The sequence below is a fragment of the Agromyces terreus genome (genome assembly GCF_009749465.1).
GTDB lineage: Bacteria > Actinomycetota > Actinomycetes > Actinomycetales > Microbacteriaceae > Agromyces > Agromyces terreus.
Window position 1 is genome coordinate 127,759 of record NZ_WBIS01000005.1, and the last position, 21,657, is coordinate 149,415.

General features: G+C 71.8%; 16 protein-coding genes. 2 read left to right on the forward strand and 14 right to left on the reverse strand.

The window, feature by feature from the left end; genetic code table 11:
• Window positions 1-2 precede the first annotated feature (2 nt).
• The 6 genes from GQQ92_RS11730 to GQQ92_RS11755 all read right to left on the reverse strand — a co-directional run bounded on the left by GQQ92_RS11730 (window position 3) and on the right by GQQ92_RS11755 (window position 8,755).
• Entirely contained in the window at window positions 3-2,198 is a 2,196-nt protein-coding gene (locus GQQ92_RS11730; protein ID WP_156999484.1) for a cell wall-binding repeat-containing protein, read from the reverse strand.
• Window positions 2,199-2,237: 39 nt separating this feature from the next.
• The gene (locus GQQ92_RS11735) at window positions 2,238-4,001 is read right to left on the reverse strand and encodes a cell wall-binding repeat-containing protein (RefSeq protein WP_156999485.1); all 1,764 of its coding nucleotides are present in this window, start codon (window positions 3,999-4,001) and stop codon (window positions 2,238-2,240) included.
• Window positions 4,002-4,096: 95 nt separating this feature from the next.
• Window positions 4,097-5,248, reverse strand: a complete 1,152-nt coding sequence (glf, locus tag GQQ92_RS11740; protein ID WP_156999486.1) for a UDP-galactopyranose mutase — start codon at window positions 5,246-5,248, stop codon at window positions 4,097-4,099.
• Complete coding sequence (locus tag GQQ92_RS11745; protein WP_156999487.1) at window positions 5,245-6,546, reverse strand: nucleotide sugar dehydrogenase; 1,302 nt, start codon at window positions 6,544-6,546, stop codon at window positions 5,245-5,247. The genes glf and GQQ92_RS11745 overlap by 4 nt, the downstream gene beginning before the upstream one ends.
• A gap of 63 nt (window positions 6,547-6,609) precedes the next feature.
• Entirely contained in the window at window positions 6,610-7,674 is a 1,065-nt protein-coding gene (locus GQQ92_RS11750) for a glycosyltransferase (RefSeq protein ID WP_197738227.1), read from the reverse strand.
• Window positions 7,661-8,755: a glycosyltransferase family 4 protein gene (locus tag GQQ92_RS11755; RefSeq protein ID WP_156999489.1), complete on the reverse strand. Its 1,095-nt coding sequence runs from the start codon at window positions 8,753-8,755 to the stop codon at window positions 7,661-7,663. The genes GQQ92_RS11750 and GQQ92_RS11755 overlap by 14 nt, the downstream gene beginning before the upstream one ends.
• Window positions 8,756-8,821: 66 nt before the next feature.
• On the opposite strand from GQQ92_RS11755, the gene wecB reads away from it, so the two are divergent.
• Complete coding sequence (wecB, locus tag GQQ92_RS11760; RefSeq protein ID WP_156999490.1) at window positions 8,822-9,892, forward strand: non-hydrolyzing UDP-N-acetylglucosamine 2-epimerase; 1,071 nt, start codon at window positions 8,822-8,824, stop codon at window positions 9,890-9,892.
• An 82-nt stretch (window positions 9,893-9,974) separates the two neighbouring features.
• Here the strand turns inward: wecB and GQQ92_RS11765 are convergent, their stop codons facing one another.
• The 3 genes from GQQ92_RS11765 to GQQ92_RS11775 are packed head-to-tail and all read right to left on the reverse strand — an operon-like array spanning window position 9,975 to window position 13,364.
• Window positions 9,975-11,093: a glycosyltransferase family protein gene (locus GQQ92_RS11765; RefSeq protein ID WP_232057662.1), complete on the reverse strand. Its 1,119-nt coding sequence runs from the start codon at window positions 11,091-11,093 to the stop codon at window positions 9,975-9,977.
• A gap of 5 nt (window positions 11,094-11,098) precedes the next feature.
• Entirely contained in the window at window positions 11,099-12,247 is a 1,149-nt protein-coding gene (locus GQQ92_RS11770; protein ID WP_156999491.1) for a glycosyltransferase family protein, read from the reverse strand.
• Between the two features lie 37 nt (window positions 12,248-12,284).
• Window positions 12,285-13,364 (reverse strand): glycosyltransferase, encoded by a 1,080-nt coding sequence (locus GQQ92_RS11775; RefSeq protein ID WP_197738228.1) that lies wholly within the window; start codon window positions 13,362-13,364, stop codon window positions 12,285-12,287.
• A gap of 152 nt (window positions 13,365-13,516) precedes the next feature.
• Here GQQ92_RS11775 and GQQ92_RS11780 point away from each other — a divergent pair, with 152 nt between their 5' ends.
• A complete protein-coding gene (locus GQQ92_RS11780) occupies window positions 13,517-14,686 on the forward strand; it encodes an acyltransferase family protein (protein WP_232057663.1) in 1,170 nt (389 codons plus the stop codon).
• A 7-nt stretch (window positions 14,687-14,693) separates the two neighbouring features.
• On the opposite strand, the gene GQQ92_RS11785 is transcribed toward GQQ92_RS11780, so the two are convergent.
• From GQQ92_RS11785 to GQQ92_RS11805, 5 genes are all read right to left on the reverse strand, one after another.
• Entirely contained in the window at window positions 14,694-15,899 is a 1,206-nt protein-coding gene (locus tag GQQ92_RS11785) for a glycosyltransferase family protein (protein WP_156999493.1), read from the reverse strand.
• 6 nt (window positions 15,900-15,905) lie between these two features.
• Complete coding sequence (locus tag GQQ92_RS11790) at window positions 15,906-17,693, reverse strand: ABC transporter ATP-binding protein (protein ID WP_156999494.1); 1,788 nt, start codon at window positions 17,691-17,693, stop codon at window positions 15,906-15,908.
• A 138-nt stretch (window positions 17,694-17,831) separates the two neighbouring features.
• Entirely contained in the window at window positions 17,832-19,016 is a 1,185-nt protein-coding gene (locus GQQ92_RS11795; RefSeq protein WP_156999495.1) for a glycosyltransferase, read from the reverse strand.
• Entirely contained in the window at window positions 19,009-20,451 is a 1,443-nt protein-coding gene (locus GQQ92_RS11800; protein WP_156999496.1) for a glycosyltransferase, read from the reverse strand. Before GQQ92_RS11800 ends, GQQ92_RS11795 begins: the two co-directional genes overlap by 8 nt.
• Window positions 20,448-21,641: a glycosyltransferase family 4 protein gene (locus GQQ92_RS11805; protein WP_156999497.1), complete on the reverse strand. Its 1,194-nt coding sequence runs from the start codon at window positions 21,639-21,641 to the stop codon at window positions 20,448-20,450. Before GQQ92_RS11805 ends, GQQ92_RS11800 begins: the two co-directional genes overlap by 4 nt.
• Window positions 21,642-21,657: the final 16 nt, after the last annotated feature.

Here is a 21,657-nt window from a genome sequence, read left to right on the forward strand (position 1 = left end):
CGTCAGCAGAGCGCCAAGCGCGTGACGCGGTCGGTCAGTGCGCCAGGGCCGCCGAGCAGCACCAGCGACGTCACCTTCTGCTTCAGCAGCGCCGCGCGCACCGGACTCGGCATGCAGTTCGTCTGCGCGAGGTAGAGCGGATCGTCGGCCCGACCGGCGGCGACGGCTCCGGCGAGGGCGTCCGGATACGCCATGCCGGTCGCGAGGTACGCGTTCGGGCTCGCCGCGATCACGGAGTTCAGGGAGACGCTCGTCGAGAAGCGATCGGGTCCGGAGTATCTCGAGACCGTGTGCGACTTCGCGAGCGCGCTCTGGATGCCGGAGGACACCGCACCCGTGCCGCCGGCGATGCGCACCTGATCGACGCCTCGGGAGGTCAGCAGGGTTCGGGTCGCCGCGGGCACCGAACCCGATCTGCCGTCGACGAGGACGACCGGGATGTGGAGGGATGCCGCGACCGCGGCCGCGGTCAGGGCGTCCGGGAAATCCCGCCCGGTCGCGACGTAGACCGTCCTGAAGTCGCCGAAGGCGTCGGCGACGATCCGGCGCGAGGTGTCGTAGCGGTCGACCCCGCCGATGCGCTGCACCGGCGCGACCGCCTTGAGCGACGACGCGACGGCGTTCGACACGGCGCCGGTTCCGCCGACGACGATGATCTGCTTGGGCGCCAGCCGTTTCAGCTCCGCCAGGGTGGAGGACGGCAGCGCCGACTTCTGGGTGAGCAGCAGCGGCCCGCCCCGCCGCGCCGCGGCGGGTGCCGCGGCGAGCGCGTCGGCGAACGCGGCCCCCGATGCGATGTAGGCGACCGACACCCCGCGCGACGGGAATGCCGCCTTCGAGATCGCCGCGGCGGTCGCGTAGCGGTCCGCGCCCTGCCGACGCGTCATCGGGATCGCCGAGGCGACGCGGGGGTCGCCGAACCAGTCGGTGTACATCCGCCAGAAGTTGCGGTTGCCGTATGCGGAACAGGAGTCCCCGGTGCCGTACAGGTTTGCGAGCGCGGCCTTGTTGGGCTGGTACGGCGTGTAGTAGTAGAGCGCCGCCGTCGCCCGGTTGGCGATGGTGACGGCTCCGGTGCCGCACGAGGACGACGGGTGGTACGCGATGCGATTCGACGCGCCCACCTTGATCCAGGTGAACGATCCGGCGGGGTTGCCGTACCAGGTCAGCTGGCGAGCGGCCGCGAACACCTGGTTGAAGAAGCCGTAGTACGTCGAATCGCAGGCGGCCGTGTCGGGGCATCCGTAGCCCATGGCCTTCTGCATGACGCCGGCCGTCGGAGCGCGGCTCGTGAGCAGGGACTGCTCCTTCTGCAGCGTGACGAGGATGACTTTCGCGCTGAGCTTGCACGCCCGCTGCACCTTGTAGATGATGCGCGCCGCCGATTCGCCGTTCGCGCCCGCATACGTGGTGCAGGTGCCGAAGCTCCAGGTGCGCGTCGGGGTGTTCTGGCGATAGTTCGCGAGGCAGTACGAGTTCTGGCAACTGCCGACCGTCTTCGTCAGGAAGGCCTGGATCTCGGCCTCGGTCATCGCCGAGCCGTTGGCGAAGTTCGCATCGGAGATGAGGTTGCCGGCCGTGAAGCTCGATCCGACGGCGGCAGCGGATGCCACGGTGCCCGCGTCGGCCGCGGCGCCGAGCGTCTGGGCCTCGGGCTCGCTCGAGGAGCTGAGCAGCGTGCTGATCACCCGCGCGTCGGCTGCCTGCTCCGCTGCTGCGGTCTCGGCGACCTCGGCAGCTCCGGCATCCGCGTCTTCACCCGCCGTGTCCTCGGCCGCGTCGGGGTCGTCGGCCTTCTCGGCCTGCAGCTTCAGGTGCGCCGCATAGAGGTCCGCCTCGCTGACGGTGTCGTCACCCTCGGCGTACAGGGCGTCGGACAGCTCCTCGACGGGGGCGACCGTCGGCACCTCCGCCGGCTGCTCGGCCGCTGCGTCCTCGCCGGGCTCGCCCTCGGGCTGCCCAACGGGCGCGACCTGATCTTCGGCGGGGTCGCCCGTCGACGGCGCATCGGGCAGGCCGCTCGGTGCCTCGGTCGGCGCGGCCGGCGCGGTCGGCGCGGCCGTCGGGGTCGGCGCGGCCGTCTGGGAGGTCACCGGTTCGTCGGGCGTCCCGTCGGCCTCGGTCGCGTACCCCGGCGCGACGAGCAGGGACGACAGCAGCGCCCCCACGACGACCCCGATGAACATGGTCTTCTGCATGATCTGAACTCCCCCGAGTCATCCCCCCGCATGCGGGACTCAACACGACTGTAGCTTGGCCACCCGATCGCTCAGCGCCCCCGTGCCGCCGACGAGCCGCACGGACGTCGCCCCCTTCGAGAAGACCGCGACACGAGTCGCGACGGGTGTGCAGTTCGGCATCGAGAGCAACAACGGAAGCTCAGCGGTGCCCGCCGCCGCCGCCCCGGTGAGTGCATCGGGGAATGCGGCTCCGGTCGCGATGAACACGCCCGTCGCGGTTCGGAACACCGAGTTGACGGCCGCACTCGTCGTGTACCGGTCGGCGCCGGCGTACCGCGTGACCGAGAAGGAGGCCGCGAGGCTGGACTGCACGCCGGCCGAGACGACCCCCGTGCCGCCGGCGATGCGCACCGCGTCGACGCCCAGCTTGCGGAGCATCGCGATGGTTGCCGAATCGGCTCGTGCAGCTCGTCCGTCGACGAGCACCACCGGCACGTCGAGCGACCCCGCCGCCGCGCCCGCGCTCAACCCGTCTGGGAAGTCGCGCCCGGTCGCGACGTAGGCGAGGTCGGCAGAGCCGAAGGCGTCGGACGCGAGGCGGCGCGACGTATCGTACCGATCGGAACCGCCGATGCGCGTCGTCGACGCGATCTTGCCGAGAGCCGTCGCCACTCCCGCCGAGACGGCCCCGGTGCCGCCGACGACGACGATGCGCTTCGGCTTGAGTCGCTTGAGCTCGCCCGCCGTGGCCGCCGACAGCGAGGTCGGGTCCGTCAGCAGCAGCGGACCGCCGCGGTGCGCCGCCGCGGGCGCGGCCGCGAGCGCGTCGGCGAACTGGTTGCCGGCCGCGACGTAGGCCACGGGCACGCCCGCGGCCGGGAAGCCGGCCCTCGAGATCGCGACCGCCGTCGCGTATCGGTCTGCGCCCTGGAGCCGGGTCGCCGTGATGGCCGCACCAGATCGCGGGTCGCCGAACCAGTCGGTGTAGAGACGCCAGAAGTTGCGATTTCCGTACTCGGAGCACGCACCGCCAGTGCCGTAGACGTTCTTCAGCGCGGCGGCATCCGGTTGGAACGGCGTGTAGTAGTAGAGCGCCGCCGTCGCACGGTTCACGATGACGACGTTGCCCGAGCCGCAAGATGACTTCGGGCTGTAGGCGATCGGGTTTGCGGCGCCGACCCTGAGGTACGTGTACGAGCTTCCGGCCGTCCCGTAGTACGTCAGCTGCCTGGCAGCGAAGGCGACCTGCTTGAAGAAGCTCGCGTACTCGGGGTCGCAGGCGCCGGCGTCGGGACATCCGTAGCCCATGGCCTTCGCGAGCGTCGCGACCGGAGGCGTGCGGTTCGTGAGCAGCGACTGCTCCTTCTGCAGCATCACGAGGATGACCCGCGCACTCAACCCGCACGCCTGCTGCACTCGGAAGATGATGCGCGACGCCTTCTCGGAGGCGGCACCTGCGTACTCGGCGCAACTCCCGTAGCTCCAGTCGATGTCCGGCGTCGTCTCGCGGTAGTTCACGAGACAGGACGAGCTCGTACACCCCGCGCCCATCTTCACGAGGAAGGCCTGGATCGCGGCCTCGCTCATGGCGCCGTCGTCGTAGAAGTTCGCATCGGCGATGAGGTTGCCCGACGTGAAACCGTTGGCCGTGCCCGATGCGGCGTCCTCGGCGCGCAGGATGCCGCGGACCTCGCCGACCACTGATCCGGCCCCGGCAACGACGGCGTCTCCTGCAGCCGACTGCTCGAGCGCCATCGCCGGGGTGACGGCCGCGGATGCCGCGAGCACACCGATCAGGATCGCGTAAACGAACTTCTTCATCGACACCGCCCAACCGTCACGCGAACCCGCGTGGCGCGGTGGGCGCCGATGGAGCGGACGCAGGGATCCGTGCGACCGAGCCTAGCCGTGAAGGCTCAGCGGGTGAAGCGTTCGCTCAGGCGGTTCTGGAACATGCTGAGCGCCGAACCGATCGCCATGTGCATGTCGAGGTACTGGTACGTGCCGAGACGTCCGCCGAAGTACACGTCGGGCTCGCCGTCCTGCAGGTCGCGGTACGCGAGCAGCGCCGCCCGGTCTTCAGGCGTGTTCACGGGGTAGTACGGCTCGTCGCCCTGCTGCGCGAAACGGGAGAACTCGCGCATGATGATCGTCTTGTCGGTGGGGTACTCCCGCTCGGGGTGGAAGTGCCGGAACTCGTGGATGCGCGTGAACGGCACCGAGGCGTCGGCGTAGTTCATGACCGAGGTGCCCTGGTAGTCGCCCGTGGCCACCACCTCGCGCTCGAAGTCGAGCGTGCGCCAGCTGAGGTCGCCGGCGGCGGAGTCGAAGTACCGGTCGACCGGACCCGTGTAGACCACGGGCACGTTGCCGACGACCGCGGCCTTGTTGAACGGCTGCGCGGTGTCGAAGAAGTCGGTCGACAGCTTCACGTCGATCTTCGGGTGGTCGGCCATGCGCTCGATCCACGCGGTGTAGCCGTCGACCGGCAGGCCCTCGTGGGTGTCGTTGAAGTAGCGGTTGTCGTAGTTGTAGCGAACCGGCAGGCGGCTGATGACCTCGGCCGGGAGTTCGGTCGGGTCGGTCTGCCACTGCTTCGCGGTGTAGTCGCGGATGAACGCCTCGTACAGCGGTCGCCCGATGAGCGAGATCGCCTTCTCTTCGAGGTTGGCGGCCGTCTTGGTGTCGAACTCGCCCGCCTGCGAGGCGATGAGCTCGCGTGCCTCGCTCGGCGAGTAGGCGGCGCCGAAGAACTGGTTGATCGTGCCGAGGTTCACCGGCAGCGGATACACGACGCCGTCGTGGTTCGTGTACACCTTGTGCACGTACGAGGTGAAGGCCGTGAACCGGTTGACGTACTCCCACACCTTCTCGTTCGAGGTGTGGAACAGGTGCGCGCCGTAGCGGTGCACCTCGATGCCCGTGGTCGGGTCGTTCTCGCTGTAGGCGTTGCCGCCGATGTGGTCGCGCCGGTCGATGACCTGCACCGACAGCCCGAGTTCGTTCGCGGCGCGCTCGGCGATGGTGAGGCCGAAGAACCCCGACCCGACGACGACGAGATCGGTCATCGTGCACCTCCCGCGCCGATGACGAGCCGGGGCGTTCCGACCCAGCGGTCGGCCTCGGTGACGTTGCGGCCGTCGACCACGAGGCGCACGCCGGGGATCGCGTCGGAACCGAGGGCCTTGTAGTCGGCGTGGTCGGCCTGCACGATTGCGAGGTCGGCCGGCTCGCCGAGGTGGTACGCGGTCCAGCCGAAGCGCGCGAGCTCGTCGTCGGTGTAGAGCGGGTCGTGCACGAGCACCTCGGCCCCGCGCGCTTCGAGCGCCTCGACCGTGGCGAACACGCCCGAGAACGCCGTCTCTTTCACGCCGCCGCGGTAGGCCGCGCCGAGCACGACGGCGCGGAGCCCGCTGAGGTCGCCCAGCACGCCCGCCGCCTGCTCGACGAGCCGCTCGGGCATCGAGGCGTTGAGCAGGCGCGCGGTGCGCACGATCTCGGCGTCGTGGTCGGTCGAGAGGTAGAGCCGGGGGTAGACCGGGATGCAGTGGCCGCCCACCGCGATGCCGGGTCGGTGGATGTGGCTGAACGGCTGCGAGTTGCACGCGTCGATGACCGCGTAGACGTCGACGCCGACCTGGTCGGCGTAGAGGGCGAACTGGTTGGCGAGGCCGATGTTGACGTCGCGGTAGGTGGTCTCGGCCAGCTTCGCCATCTCGGATGCCTCGGCCGAGCCCATGTCCCAGACGCCGTTGGCACGTGCGAGGTCGGGTCGTTCGTCGAACTCGAGCACCGATTCGTAGAACTCGACGGCACGGCGGGCGCCCTCGGCCGAGAGCCCGCCGACGAGCTTGGGGTACTTGCGCAGGTCGGCGAAGACGCGACCCGTGAGCACGCGCTCGGGAGAGAACACGAGGTGGAAGTCCTCGCCCTCGGTCAGGCCCGAGACCTCTTCGATCATCGGCTTCCAGCGACCGCGGGTCGTGCCGACCGGCAGCGTCGTCTCGTAGGAGACCAGGGTGCCGGGCGTGAGGTGCTCGGCGAGCGACCGGGTCGCGGCATCCATCCACCCGAAGTCGGGCTCCCACGTCGCGTCGTTCACGAAGAGCGGCACGACGATGACGACGGCATCGGCGCCGGGCACGGCCTCGGCGTAGTCGGTCGTCGCGCGCAGCCGGCCGGCGGGCACGAGCTCGCTCAGCTTCTGCTGCAGGTGCGCCTCGCCGGGGAACGGCTCGGTGCCGGCGTTGACGAGGTCGACGACCGTCTGGTTGACGTCGACGCCGATGACCTCATGGCCCTGATCGGCGAACTGCACAGCAAGGGGGAGGCCGATCTTTCCGAGGGCCACGACGGCGATACGCATGGATTCGAGTCTAACCTGCGGGCGAGGGCCGACCGGCCGCCGATCGGCGCGGGAGGGCGGCGCTCAGCTGCGCCCGGCCAACCACGTCGCGGCGGCGAATCTGAGCGGCGCCTCGCGGGCCGCGAACCGGGCCGCCCGCGCCGGGATCAGCGCCGCCGGCGTCGTGAACCGCCGTCTCGCCGCCGAGCGGGCATCGACCTCGGCGTGGGCGAGGTCGGGGTCGTCGATCGCCGCGATGAGGGCGTGGTCCGCGCGCGAGAGCACGTCGAGCGCGGCCGGGGCGTAGGCCTGGAGCGTCCGGCTGAGCTCGGCGAGCGCGAGGCGGTCGTCGACGGTCCATGCCTCCGCCCGATAGTGCACCGCGCCGAACATCTGGATGCGCCAGAGCTTGGCGGCGAGCGCGACCCGCTCGGAGCGGCCGAGCGCGAGCACCCAGGGATCGCCCACGAGGCCGGTCACGGCCGCGAGGTCGTCGGCGAGCGGCCGTCTCGTGAACGTGACCCGTTCCGCGTCGTCGTGGATGAGGTACTCCGCACCCCGCCGGACGCGCGCGATGCGGGCGCCCGAGAACCAGAGTCTCGTCGAGTAGAGCAGGTCCTCACCGGTCGCGAGCCCCTCGGTGAAGCGAAGGTCGCCGAACCGCTCGCGGGCGATGAGGCCGAGCGGGGCCGAACGGTAGGCGAGGCGGTCGCGCACGCCGTCGAGTGCCACGGACCGGTTCGGCCGGGTCGGAGGCGTGGGCACGAGCCGCCCGCCGGCGTAGCGCAACGCCGGGATCACGAGGTCGGCTCCGTGCCGCTCGGCCGCCGCGGCCCAGGCGTCGACGGCGCCCGGGGCGAGCTCGTCGTCGGACCCCATGATCGAGACGTGGCGCGCGGTCGCGAGCTCGAGCCCGCGATTGAAGGGCCCCGCCGGGCTGCGGACGCCGTCGTCGAGGCTCTCGAGCCGAACCCGCGGATCGTCGGCCAGGACGCCGAGCCTCGCGGCGATGCCGGACACGGGCGTGTTGTGGCAGACCACGATGACCCGGGCGGTCGCCGCCGACCCGAGCGCGGAGCCGACCGCGCGTGCGACGTCGCGTCGGGGGTCGTGGGCGGCGACGACGAGATCGACCTCAGCCGCGGGCACGGGAGCTCCGTCCGGCATCGGCGTAGACCTCGCCGTACGCCGTGCGCCGTGCGTCCTCGGTGAACCGGGACCGCACGTCGGCGGCGATGTCCGCCGCACTGCGACCGGCGTTCGCGGCGAGCACGCGTTCCACGCCGTCGGCGTACGCCGTGGCGGTGCGCTCGCCCACGAGCACGCCGTCGGGCTCGCGCACGAACTCCGCCTGCTCGCCGACGTCGCCCACGACGACCGGCCGCCCGGCCGCGAGCGCCTCGGCGATCGCGACGCCGAACGTCTCGTGTTCGGTCGGCAGCACGAAGACGTCGGACTCGCCGAGCACGGCGCCGACCTCGTGCGGCGCGAGTCGGCCGCGGAACCGCACCCGGCCCTCGAGACCCGACTCGTGCACGAGCGCATCGAGCTCCCGGCGCATCGGCCCCTCCCCCACCCAGTCGAGCTGCACGTCGTGGCCGCGCCGCACGAGCTCGGCGGCGGCGGCGATCGCGAGGCCGGGGCCCTTGCGGGCGACGAGACCGCCCACGCCGACGAGACGGAGCAGGCCGTCGGGTTCGCGCCGCGGCACCGGTTCGGCGGTCGACGCGACCGCGTTCGGGATCACGGTGATCGGCCCACGTCGCGTCTCGCCGATCTTCGCCGCGAGCTGCCGACCGACCGCGACCACGACGTCGGGCCGCTCGAGCAGGCGCATGGTCGTCGGGATCGCCAGCCGCGCCCCGAGCGGAACCGTCGAGGGCGCCAGCAGGCCGGACCAGTGCTCGGTGTGCACCCACGGCACGGACAGGTCGAGACGCCGGAAAGGCAGCAGGGTCGACGCCGCCATCGTGTGCACAAGGTCGATGCCCTCGAGACGTGGGCGCAGCCCGCGGCGGGCCGCCGCCACGCTCAGCGGATTCGCCGCGACCATCGGCACGTGGTGCACGGGCCAAGGAACCGCGACCGCGCCGGGACGGCGGTCGGATGACAGGTGCACGACCTCCACCTCGTGCTCCCGGGCGATCAGGTCGATGTCGCGCTCGACGAACACGCCGGACTCGGGCGTCGCCGCCGTCGGCAGCCAGGTCGTGACGACGAGCACTCTCACGGGTCGACCGTACCAGTCGGGTCTCGGGCGACGGCCCGAGGCATCCGTCGCCTAGAATCGAGCCCCGTGAAGGTCATCAGCGTCGTGGGCGCGCGCCCCCAGTTCGTCAAGCTCGCTCCGATCGCAAAGGCCGCCGCCGCGGCCGGCGTCGACCACGTCATCGTGCACACGGGCCAGCACTACGACCCGATGCTCTCCGACGTGTTCTTCGAAGACCTCGGCATCCCCGCGCCCGACGTGCACCTGGGCGTCGGTTCGGGCAGCCACGGGGTGCAAACCGGCGCGATCCTCGGCGCGCTCGACGCCGTCTTCGACGAGCACGCCCCCGACTGGGTGCTCGTCTACGGCGACACGAACTCGACCCTCGCCGCGGCGGTCAGCGCGGTCAAGCTGCACCATCCGCTCGCCCACCTCGAGGCCGGTCTGCGCTCGTTCAACCGTCGCATGCCCGAGGAGCACAACCGGGTGCTCACCGACCACGCCGCCGACCTCTGCCTCGCGCCGACCGAGGTCGCGATGGCGCATCTCGCCGACGAAGGGCTCGACGACCGTTCGGTGCTCGTCGGCGACGTCATGACCGATGTCCTCTTCGAGGTGCGCGACGCCGTCGCCGGCTCCTCCTCGGTGCTCGTCGACGAACTCGGCCTCACCCCCGGCGGGTTCCACGTCGCCACCATCCACCGCGCCGAGAACACCGACGACCCCGCACGCCTCGCCGAGATCGCCCGCGCGCTCGGCTCGCTCGAGCACCCCGTGATCCTCCTCGCGCACCCGCGGGTCGTCGCCAAGGCGGCCGCGCACGGCATCGAGCTCACCCAGGGCTCGCTCATCGCGCACGCCCCGCTCGCCTACCCCGACCTCATCGCCGCCGTGCTCGCCAGCCGCGGGGTCGTGACCGACTCCGGCGGACTCCAGAAGGAGGCGTTCCTCCTTCGCGTCCCCTGCACGACGGTGCGCCCCGAGACCGAGTGGGTCGAGACCGTCGAGCTCGGCTGGAACGTGCTCGCGAACACCTCCGACGAGATCGCCGCCGCCGTCGGCCGCCCGGCTCCGGAGCCGACGACCGCGGCACCCTACGGCGACGGCAAGGCGGCCGAGCGCGTCATCGCGACCCTCCTCGGCGCTGCCGGAGCCTGACGCGCTGCGGGGCCCGACGCGCTGCGGATGCCCGACGCGCCGCCGGGACCTGACGCGCTACGGGGCCAGACGCGCTGCCGCGTCAGCGCCCCGTGATGCCGTCGATCGCCCGTCGCCAGACGACGACCTGCGACTCCGCGGAGAGGTCGCGCGCGGCATCCGCCGACGCCGACTTGTACGCGGCGACCTGCGCGGGCGCGAGCCGTTCGATCTCGCGCACGAGCGCCGCGGTCGAGAAGTCGTCGGCGACCGCGCCGATACCGCGCTCGCGCACCACCCGGGCCATCTCGGGCGACGGCCCGATGATCAGGCCGAGCCGGGCCTGCACGTAGTCGAAGAACTTGTTCGGCAGCGCCCACGTATTGTTGAAGTTGACGGGCGGGAGCACGTGCACGCCGACGTCGTAGGCGCTCAGCGTCTCGTTGAGCTCGTCGTACGGAACCGGGTCGTGCACCGTGATCCTCGCGTTCTGCCTCGCCTTCAGCGAATCGAGGTACGCGGGATCGTTGGGGGTGAGGTACAGGTCGAGCGTGCAGCCGCCGCTCGCCGCGTCGACGGCGTCGACGATGGTCATGATGTTGCGATCGTGGAGCGCCGCACCGCTGTGCACGAGCCGGATCGGATCGTGGACCGGCTGCGGCTCGCGCTCCACGTAGGGCGCCGCGTTCGTGACGACGTCGGCGGCGACGCCGAACCGACGGCGGTACTCCTCGGCGATGCCCTGTCCGACCGTCGTGACGGAGGTCGCCTTCGTGACGAACGTGCGGCACATCCAGCGCATGAAGGGTCCGACGAACACGCGCCAACGGAGCAGATCCTCCTTCTGGCGGGGCGAGTACTCGTGGAGGTCGGCGTGCACGCCGCGCGAGGGGACCGACAGCGCGAGGCCGACCGCGTCGACGTCGTCGGCGAGGACCGCGTCGAACGATCGGCCCGCGAGCGCGCGCTTCGCCGCGACGACGGCCGGGTTCGACCAATAGGCGCTCCGGTACCGACGGGTCGCGACCCTGCCGCGGTCGTACCGCCAGACGGCGAGCTCGTCGGGGATCGAGAGGTGCTCGACCACGCCGTCGGGCGCGGGGCCGTGACCGCAGGTCGTCACGGCGTAGTCCTCGGCGAAGAGGCGCACCTGCTTGAGGACCCGCGCGTCGGCGGCGATGGGCGAGAACGACAGGATGAGCAGTCGCGGCCGCGCGTCCACGGCGCTCACCGTGCGTGCCCGCCGGCCATGAGGCGGTCGACGCACTCGGCCCACACGGCGACCTGCGCCTCCGAGGAGAGCTCCCGTGCGTGACGGTCGGCGAGGCGCTTCCATTCGGCGACCGTCGAGGCGTCGAGATCCGAGACGACCGCGGCCAGCGCCTGCGCGCCGAAGTCGGGCGTCACCGCGCCGAGGCGGTACGCGCCGACCACCTTCGCCATCTCGGCCGAGGGGCCGACGATGACGCCGAGCCGCGCCTGGACGTAGTCGAAGATCTTGTTCGGGAGGGCCCACTCGTTGTTGAAGTTGACCGGCGGGAGGAGGTGCACGCCCGCGTCGTACCCGTTCAGCGTCGAGACGAGGTCGCGGTAGGGAACCGGCTCGCGCACGCGCACCCACTGCGAGGACTCGGCTCGCGCCTTGAGCCGATCGAGCAGTCCGGGATCGTTCGGGGTCAGGAACAGGTCGAGCGTCGCGGCTCCCCCGGCCGCGTCGACGCCCTCGACGAGCGCCGCCAGATTCCGGTTCTCGAGGCAGGCCCCGCTGTGCACGAGGCGGATGGGATCGCCGACCGGCACCGGTGCGAGATCGGCGTACGGCGCCGCGTTGGTGACGATGACCGGAGCGAACCCGAACTGCCGCTCATACTCGCGCGCGAGCCCCTCGCTCACCGTCGACCACGAGGACGCCTTCGCGACGAAGCTCCGGCACAACCAGTCGTAATAGGGCTTGATGCGCGCAAGCCAGGCGGGGATCTCCTCGTGGAGCCGCGGCGAGTACTCGTGGAGGTCGGCGTGCACGCCGTGGGGCGGGCGCAGCCCGAGGGCGATCGGAACCGATTCGACGTCGTTCGCGATGGCCGCGTCGACCTTCAGCCCCGCGAGCGCCGTCCGCGCCCAGCGCACCGCCGAGAGCCGTTCGTACGCGCGCCGATACCAGTGCAGGGTGATGAGCCGCCCGTCGAGATCGTCGATGCGCACGTCGTCGGGCACGCGGACGTGGTCGGCGACGCCCGGCGGGGCCTCGCCGTAGCCGCAGGTCACGACGTCGTAGCGGGCGGAGAACTCGACGACCTGCTTCAGCACTCTCGCGTCGGCCGCGATCGGCGAGAACGACAGGATCAGCAACCGTCGGCGGGGAGTCTGCTGGTTCACGGGGCATCCGTTTCGGTGGAGGGAAGGGTCGACACGATCACGGCCAGGTCCGGTATCTGAGGAAGCGCCGGAGCGTGCCCTCCCGATCGAAGGCGAGGAGCGGATTGCGCGGGAGGAGCTGGTCGAACCGCCCGGCGCCGCCGTGCGCGCGCGCAGCGGCCAGCACGGAACCGGCATCGAAGGGCACCGCGGCGAGCGAATCGAGGATCCGCCGATCCGCGCGCGCGAACGGGCGCATCGCCCGCGGTGCGAGCGCCGTCGCGGCGCGGGTGAACTCGCCGTACGCCGCGAGATCGCCGTCCGGAACCGCCCCTGCGCCCTCGATGCGGCGCAGCACGGCGCCGAGGACGTGGATGCGAAGGAGCTTGATCACGAGGCTGTTCCTCGCAGCCGACGCCGACGCGCGAACCCAGTCGCGGCCGATCAGGCGGCGCACGGCCTCCAGCTCGATCTCAGCCGGGCGCGGCGTCGTCGTGACCCGCGCCTCGGCATCGGCCCCGATCACGTACGACGGCGCCGCGGGATGGAAGTCGACACGGGCATCGGAGAACCACAGCCGGGCCGAGAACTCGAGGTCCTCGCCGGACGCGAGCCCCGGCGTGAGCTCGAGGCTCAGCTCGTCGAGCAGTCCGCGCCGCAGGAACGCGAGCGGCGCGCTCCGGTAGGCCAGTCGATCGCGGACGGCGTCCAGCGACCTGACACGGCCCTTCCTGGCGAGCGGGTTGCGCAGCATCTCCCCGCCCTGATGGCGCAACGGCAGGATCAACGCGTCGGGCGCGTCCGCCTCGAGCAGGCGAGCGGATGCCTCGACCGCGCCGGGCTCGAGGAAGTCGTCGGACCCCATGATGGCCACGTAGTCGGCCGACGCCGAACGCAGCCCGTGCATGAACGGACCGGTCGGCGACGGCACGCCGTCGGAGAACTCGAGCCACTCGACCGGCGCATCCGCGAACTCCGCACGCGCGACCTCGAAGGCGGCGGACGCGATGCCGTGGCAGACGACGAGCACCCGGACGCCGGCGACGGCGTCGTGCAGTACCGAGCGCACCGCGCGCGTCACCGGGCGCGAGGGGTCGTGCACCGCGATGACGACGTCGATCGTGGGCGCGATTGGCATGATGTGCATTCTCTCAGCACGCTTCCCGGCCGCCAAACTCCCGTGCGGGCGCAAGGCGGGGACGCTCCGCACCGAGGTCGGAGACGGCGCCGCGTGTCGCCTAGAATCGCTGACTGTGATCAGCGTCGGGACCTCCCTGACGGAGGTGCGCGTTGGCTAGCACCCCCGTGGGCGTCGTCGACGGTTCCCGGCGCCTCGACTCCCTCACCGGACTGCGCTGGTGGGCGGCGTTCGCCGTCTTCGGCCACCACATGCTGAACTTCGTCCCGCTCCCCGGAGCCGCGGTCATCTCGCTCGGCCATTTCGGCGTCGCGTTCTTCTTCGTCCTCTCGGGGTTCGTCCTCACCTGGTCGGCGCGGGCCACGACGACGATGCCGACGTTCTGGTGGCGCCGTTTCGCGCGCATCTACCCCGCGAACCTCGTCGCGCTGCTCATCGCCATCCCGGTCTTCTACAGCTTCGCGCCCGACCCCGCGCAATGGTGGGTGAAGCCGTTCGATCTCGGCATCCTGCTGCTGTCGGTGTTCCTCCTCCAGGGCTGGTCGCGTGATCCCGTGATCCTCTTCTCGGGCAATCCCGCCGCCTGGACGCTCACCTGCGAGGCGTTCTTCTACGCGCTGCATCCGTTCATCAACCGCGTCCTCCTCCCCCTCCGCCTGCGCGGCTCGCTCATCGCGGCGGGCATCGTCGTCGTCGTGATGTTCGCGTACCGCGCCTCCGTGATGGCCTGGCCCGGGTCCTGGGCGGCCCAACTCCCCCTGCCGGTCTCGCGGCTCTCGGAGTTCGTGCTCGGCATGTGCCTCGCCAGCGCCATGCTCGCCGGCTGGCGGGTGCGGGTGAAGCCGATCGCCTGCTACGTCCTCGGCGGCGCCTTCCTCGTCTGGATCGGCATCTCGGGGCACCGGGAGTCGGTGGATGCCGTGACCCGCTTCTTCCTCTCGACCTCGAACGAGTGGATCGTGATGCTCTGCGCCATCACGATCGCCGCCGTCGCGCGTCGCGACCTCGTCGGCGGGTTCTCCCTCCTCCGCTCCAAGCTGCTGGTCATGCTCGGCGACTGGTCGTACGCGTTCTACCTCGTGCACGCCACGATCATCTACGCGCTGCTCGCCGTTGTTGGTCGCCAGCCCGCCGGCTGGGGCGCGCTGGGATGGACGGCGCTGCTGCTGATCCTCTCGCTCGCGGCGGCCGCGGCCCTCCACATCTGGATCGAGCGCCCGTTCGAACGACGGATGCGCCGGTGGTGGGACGATCGGCAGCGTCGACGCCGCTCCGATCCGACGGCAGCCCGGCAGGCGAAAGCGGACGCCCCCGTCGGCTAACCGTGCCTCACGGTCGGGGCGGGAGCACGCCCTCGGGGTCGACCCCGAGGAATCCGCTGAGCGCGGCCGCGGATGCGCGGCCGTCGTGCACCTCGCGGACGAACTCGATGCCGCGCTCGGCCCTTGCGGGAGCGCCGGGGTCGGCGACGAGTTCGCGGATGACGCGCTCGACGGATGCCCCGGTCGACTCGACGATCGGCAGTTCGCGCCCGGTGCGCTCCAGGACGGCGCGGCGCACCTCGTCGGCCACGTGCCCGACGACGATGCGCCCGGCGGAAAGCGCCTCGCAGGCGGCGACGCCGTAGTCGCCGATCCGGAACTGGTCGAGCACGATGTCGGCGTTGCGGTACACGTCGGGCATCTCGGCGGCCGGAACCCCCTCGACCCTGCGGTACTCGATCGTCCCCTCGTCGTGCAGGCGGGTCAGCACCGGGTCGACGAGATCGGATCCCTTCATGCGACCGCTCGAGGGCGCGTGCGCGACGACCGGGCGCTCCCGCCGCATCGGCGGCGGTCCGCCGGCCCACGCATCGACGTCGACGACGACCGGGAGCCATTGCGCCGCCGGGAGGTCCTCGAGCAGCCCGAGCGTCGAGATGAAGACCGGCTGCCCGAGCCGCTCGAGGAGCGCGAGGTGACGGGCGGCCTGCCGTTCGAAGACGGCGACCTGATCCCATTCGGGGTCGGCGAATGGGGAATCCGGATGCCTCGCCGCGTGCCGGCTCGGAAGGCGGACATCGCTCCCGTGGGCGAGCATGGCGACGCCGATGCCGCGGCCGACGAGGCCGCGGACCTGCTGCTCGACGGTCTGGTCGTACACGCGCCCGAACGGGTGCCGTTCGGCCTCGACCAGCACGTGGCCGAACCCGGTCCGAACCGCGTCGAGCTGCGCCGCCTGCCAGCTGCGCGAGAGGACGTACGCGGAGGCGGGCACGACCTGGTCGACCGGGTACCCGAACTCGGTGCCGATGCGGTACGCCATGCTCACCGCCCCCACGCCGGGGAGCCGCTCGGCGGCGCGGGCCCACTGCCACCCCTGGCCGGCGAAGTTCACGGGCGCGATGAACAGTCGGACCGGCGTGGCCGGGGCCTCGGCGACCGGGAGCGCATGCCGGTCGTAGCGCAGGCGCGCCGGAAGGATGCGGGTGAGCAGCGACTCCGGCACGAAGCGCGAGAATCGGCCCGCGAGCGCCCCGACCCCCTTCGGCAGCATCGGCGACTACTTCGTGAGGCCGGCGAGGGCCGCCTGCGTCGCGAAATCGGGCACGGCGGCGACGACCTCGTCGAAGCTGCCGTTCGCGAGGATCTTGCCGTCGCGCATGAACACGACCTGATCGCTGTCGCGGATGGTCGAGAGCCGGTGCGCCACCGACACGATCGTGACCTGGCCGCGCAGGCTGCGGATCGCGAACGCGACGTCGGACTCGGTCTTCGTGTCGAGGGCGCTGGTCGCCTCGTCCATCACGAGCACCAGCGGGTCGCCGTAGAGTGCCCGGGCGATGCCGAGGCGCTGCCGTTGGCCGCCCGAGAGCGACATGCCCCGGTCGCCGATGCGCGAGTCGATGCCGCCGGGGCGCAGGGCGATCGTCTCCCAGAGCTGGGCCCGCTCGAGCGCGTCGCGCACCTTGTCGCGGTCGATGTCGTCGCCCCAGGTGAGTGCGACGTTCTGGGCCACCGTCCCGTCGAAGAGCGAGACGTCCTGAGGCACGTAGCCCACCCGTGACCGCCACCCCATCAGCACGTCCTCGAGCTCGACGCCGTCGAGGCGGATGCTGCCCTCGGAGGGCACGAGCAGTCCGAGGAGGAGGTCGACGAGGGTGGTCTTGCCGGCGCCCGACGCACCGGCGATGCCGAGGGTCGTGCCCATGGGCAGGACGAGGTCGACGCCCCTCAGCGCGGGCTCGCTGCGCTGCGGGTACGTGAACCTGACATCCTGGAGCACCAGTTCGCGCGGCTCGCCCTCGATCGGGCGCCGTCCGACGTTGTCGGCGTAGTGCACGTACTCGACCGACTGCTCGATGTCCTTGATGACGTCGTTCACGATGAGCACGTTCGCGTGCGTCTGCGTCATGACCGACTGGAACCCGGTCAGCGAGGGCACGAGCCGGTACCCGGCGACGCCGAACAGCGCGACCGAGGAGAACGCGGCCGCGATGTTGCCGCCGCTGCCGAGGTAGGAGGCCCCGCCGACGAGCAGGAACCCGCCGACGAGCGCCCCGTCGAAGACGAACTTCGGAAGCTGCCCGAGGAAGCTCAGGTTCGAGCGGGCCCTCGTGGTGTGGATGCGGTTGTCGTGCACCGCCCTCGCCACGGACGGCGCGCTGTTGCGGAGGGTGATCTCCTTCAGCGCGTTGACCATGTCGGTCATGAGACCGGCGACCTTGAAGGAATAGGTGCGGTTGACCCGGCCCGCCTCGATCGACTTCCGGGCCACGACGAAGTACAGCAGGCAGGCGATGAGCCCCAGGTAGACGAGGGTGATCGCCGCGGTCACCGGCTGGGCGATGACGAGCACGAGCACGACGGCGATGAAGGTCGTCAGCATCGTCGGCAGCGACAGCATCGGGAGCATGAACCCGCCGACCACGCTCGCGATGCCCACGTCGGCGAGCCTGATGAGCTGCGAGGTGTTGCGGCGCAGTCGCTCGGTCCACGGCGCCTTGATGTACGCGTCGAACAACCGGTCGCCGATCTCGAGCTCGTACGAGGCGAATCGTCTGGTCGCGACCCACTGGAGAGCGACGGCGATGACCGACTTCAGGATGATGAGGCCGCATACGAGCAGCAGGACCCAGATGAACCCGCTGGGCTCGATCGTGCCGATCACGGGCAGGACGACCGGCTGGTTGTTCACCATGCCGGTCAGCGAGACCGCGAGCAGCATGAGCGCGGCGATGTCGAGTCCGGCGAGCGCGCTCGAGAAGGCGACGTAGAACCAGAGGAACCCGCGCGCCTTCGCCGGCAGCAACGGCAGGATCCTTCGGAACGTCTGCAGATTGGCCTTCACTGTCGATTCCTTCTCGCCGGTGATCGCGACTGGCTGTTCGGGTGTGCCGCGACGCCGCCGTCGGGCGGGCGTCACCTCGGCGGGCGATCGATCGTTAATCCTCGCACAACCGCGGTGGAGGCATGCTGTACGCGCTGCTCAGCCGAGCAGGAACGGGCGGAGCACCTGCGCCGACGTCCGCCCGTCGTGCACGCTGCGGACGAAGTCGGCCCCGGCGGCGGCGATCGAACGGGCGTGGTCGGGGCGCGCGATGAGGTCGAGGAGGACCTCCTCGAGCGTGTCGGGCGTGGCCTGCACGACCGGCAGCTCCCGGCCGTACGCGCTCCGGACGTATTCGCGCACCTGCTCGTGGACGTGCCCCACTACGACGCGCCCGGCGGCCATCGCCTCGACCGCGGCCACGGAATAGGTGCCGATGCGGAACTGCTCGAGCACGATGTCGGCGTCGGCGATGCGGGCCGGCATCTCCGCCGACGGGATGCCGCTGAACTCGCGATAGTCGACGACGCCGCGTTCGGCGAGCGCGTGCATGACCGGCCGGATGGCGTCCGTGCCCTTCACGACCGCGCGACTCGGCGCGTGGACGACGACCGGCACCTCCCGTTCGAGCGGCTCGGCGTCGACGCGCCATCGGTCGGTGTCGACGACGAGCGGCAGCACGGTCGCCGCCGGCCAGTCGCCGAGCAGGTCGGGGGTCGAGACGAACACCGGCACGTCGAGCCGCTCGAGGATCGCGTGCTTGGCGTCGGCCTGCCGCTGCAGCGTCGGCGTCGCATCCCACACGCCCTCCCGGAACGGGGACCACTCGTCGATGAGCGCATGGCGGTTCGGGAGCCGGATGTCGCTGCCGTGGGCGAGGATCGCGACCCGGACGCCGGCATCGCGCATCGCGTCGACCTCACGCTCGACGTCGTCGTCGAACCGGGAGGTGAACAACGGCCAGACCGACTCCGCGATCACGTGGGTGAAGGATCGGGACACGGCGCGGAAGTGCGCACGCTGCCAGGCCTCGGATCGGACGAACACGGTGGTCGGGACGGAGTAGTCGCTCGGGAAGCCGAAACCGCCCTCGCCACGGTGCTGGAGGTCGACCGCGCCGACGCCGGGGAGCCGCTCGGCGGCGCGCGCCCACGCGAATCCCTGCCCGGCCGAGTTGACGGCGCCGACGTACAGCCGCACCGGCGTCGCGGGCGCGACGGGCGGCGGCGGCCGATCGCCGGGGGCGAATCCGTACTTCGACGGATTGACCCTCAGCTGCAGGCCCTCCGGCATGGCCCCGAGCGCGCGCCACGCGGCGCGGCGGAGTGCGCTCCGCTCAGCCATCGGTCGATCCGCTCGCGGCGGCGGCCGGGTGCATCCGCTCGTACAGCGCGATGAGCCGCGCCGCCTCGTGCTGCCAGGTCAGCTCCACCGCGGCCCTGCGGGCTGCGGCGCGGTGCCGCGGCGCGTCGGCGACGATGGATTCGATCGCGTCGGCGACCTCCGACGGGCCCGCATCGGGCGCCACGACGCCGCCGAGATCGAACTCGCGGACGATCGCGGCCGCGTCCTTCGTCGCCGAGGCCAGCACGGGCAGCCCGGCATGGATCGACTCGAACAGCTTGTTGGGCAGCGAGTACTCGTACGACAGCACCGTCGGCTGGGTGAGGGCGACCGAGACGTCCGCATCGGCGAGCGCCGCCGACACCTCTGACGGTGCGACCGCGCCCGCGAAATGCACGCGATCCGCGACGCCGATGCGATCGACCAGCCGCTGGAGGTCGCCGAGATAGGTCTCGGCGCCCTCTCCGAGCAGGACGAAGTGCATGTCGTCGGGGAGGTTCGGGAGCGCCGCGATCACGCGCTCGATACCGCGGTTGAAGGTGATGCCCCCGCAGTACACGACGATTCGGGCGTCATCCGCCAGCCCCGCCAGTTCGTGGAGGCGACCGCCCGAGCGCTCGACCGGTTCGGCGGAGAGCGGCGGGATGTTCCGCACCAGCGTCGGCCGTTCACGCAGCCCGTACGTGCGCTGGAGCCACTCGGCGATGCTCGGCGACACGGTCACCACCGCGGCGGCGCGCCGGGCGCCCCGACGCTCCATCGGGCCCTCGAGCCGCTTCGCGACCGGCCGGTCGCTGCTGACGTTGCGCCGCGTCCACAGTTCATGGGAGTCGTAGACGAGCGGGACGCCGAGACGGCGTGCGACCCGACCGGCCGCGGGCAGGGTGTTGGCGTCGTGCGCGTGCACCACGTCGGGCTGCCACGCGACCACCGCGGACCGCGCATTCCGCCAGAACGAGAACTGCCGCACCGTGCCGTCGGCGCGACGCCACTGGCGGATCACCCACCCCTTCACCCCGCCGGGCGCGACCGGGACGGCCGCGACGGCGCTCGGGGCCGCCGCGACGGGGTCGACGCGGGGCTCCGCGGTCTGCTCCGGCGAGGCGGCGGCCGGCCTCTCGGGCGCGGGCGGGGTCGCCCGGCGCCCGCCCCGCAGCATCCGCCGTGCGAAGCCCCCGGCATCGACCAGGACGTGCCCGATGCTGGTGATCGGCACGCGCTCGATCTCGAATCCTCCGCCGTCGCGGGTCACGCCCGTCGGGTAGCGGCTGACGCGCGGACCCCCGAACGCGAAGACCCGCGCCTCAGCGCCGGCATCGACCGCGGCCTGCGCGATGCGCAGTACGCGGGCGTCGCGGTGCATGTCGTTGTACACGAGGTAGGCGATGCGCAGCGGCGCGCCGTCGGATCGTCGGAGCCGGACGTCGGGCGTCATGCGCCACCGGCTCTCGCGCCGTCGCGCACCACGCGCGCGGCGGCACCCGCGGCCGCGCCGATCGACGCGTGCTCGTTCGTCCACGTCGAGAGCCGCTCGCGCTCGTCGCGTCGATCGCGTTGCAGGAGTTCGATGAGGGCCGCGGCCGTCGCCTCGACGTCGTACGCCACCGCGCGCCCCAGGCGGTCGCGCTCGATGACCGCGGATGCCTCGCCCGGCCCGACGTAGACGACGGGGGTGCCGCACCCGAGCGCCGCGTACACCTTGGTCGGGAACGCGAAGTCGTACCCCTGCCCCGGCTTGAGGCTGACGACGCCCACCCGGGCGGACCGGAGGGCGACGGCGGCCTCGCGCGGCGGCACGAGATCGTGGAACTCGACGGCGTCTGGCGCGAGCTCGCGGGCGAGCCGCTGCAGGTCGGCCCAGGCGCTCCCCTGGCCGAGGAACATCAACCGAGCATCGGGCACCGCGGCACGCACGCGCGGCCAGGCGCGGACGAACACGTCGGCGCCCTGCCACTCGGAGGTGGTGCCCGCGTAGACCGCGGTCGGCGGGCCGTCGGTCACGGGGCCGTCGGGAGTGAAGACGGTCGTGTCGATGCCGTTGCGCACGACCGTGACGCGGTCGTGGCCGGCGAGCTCGCGAGCCCGGTCGGCGACGCCGTCGGTCACGGCGATGACCGCGCGAGCGCCGCGCAACGCCCAGGACTCGAGCCTGCGCACGACCGACACCACGAATGCGGGAGCCCCCGTCGACTCCGCGGCATCGGACCAGATGTCGGCCGCGTAGTAGACGTACGGGATCCGGCGCAGCGCGCAGGCCATTCGGACCACGAACCCCGTCGTGGGCGGCGGTTCGGTGACGACCACGTCGACGCCGCGTGCGAAGAGGAGTCGGAACGCGAGCGGCACGTCGAAGCTGAGGTACTGCAGGTAGCCGCGCACCTGCCCGGATGCGTCGCGCAACACCGGGAACCGCCGGACCCGGATCGGCACGGTCGGTGCAGGGCCCGACGCCTGGTGGATGCCGGCCGACGCCGCCGGCTCGCCCGAGTCGGCCGCCGGCGCACGTGTGGTGAGCACCGTCACCCGGTCGCCGCCGTCGGCGAGGGCCCGCGCCAGCGCCGCGAGCCGGTAGGCAGCGGCCGCCGGCTCGGGTGCGAAGATGCGGCTGGTGATCACGACTCGCATCGCGGCGGGCCCGGGG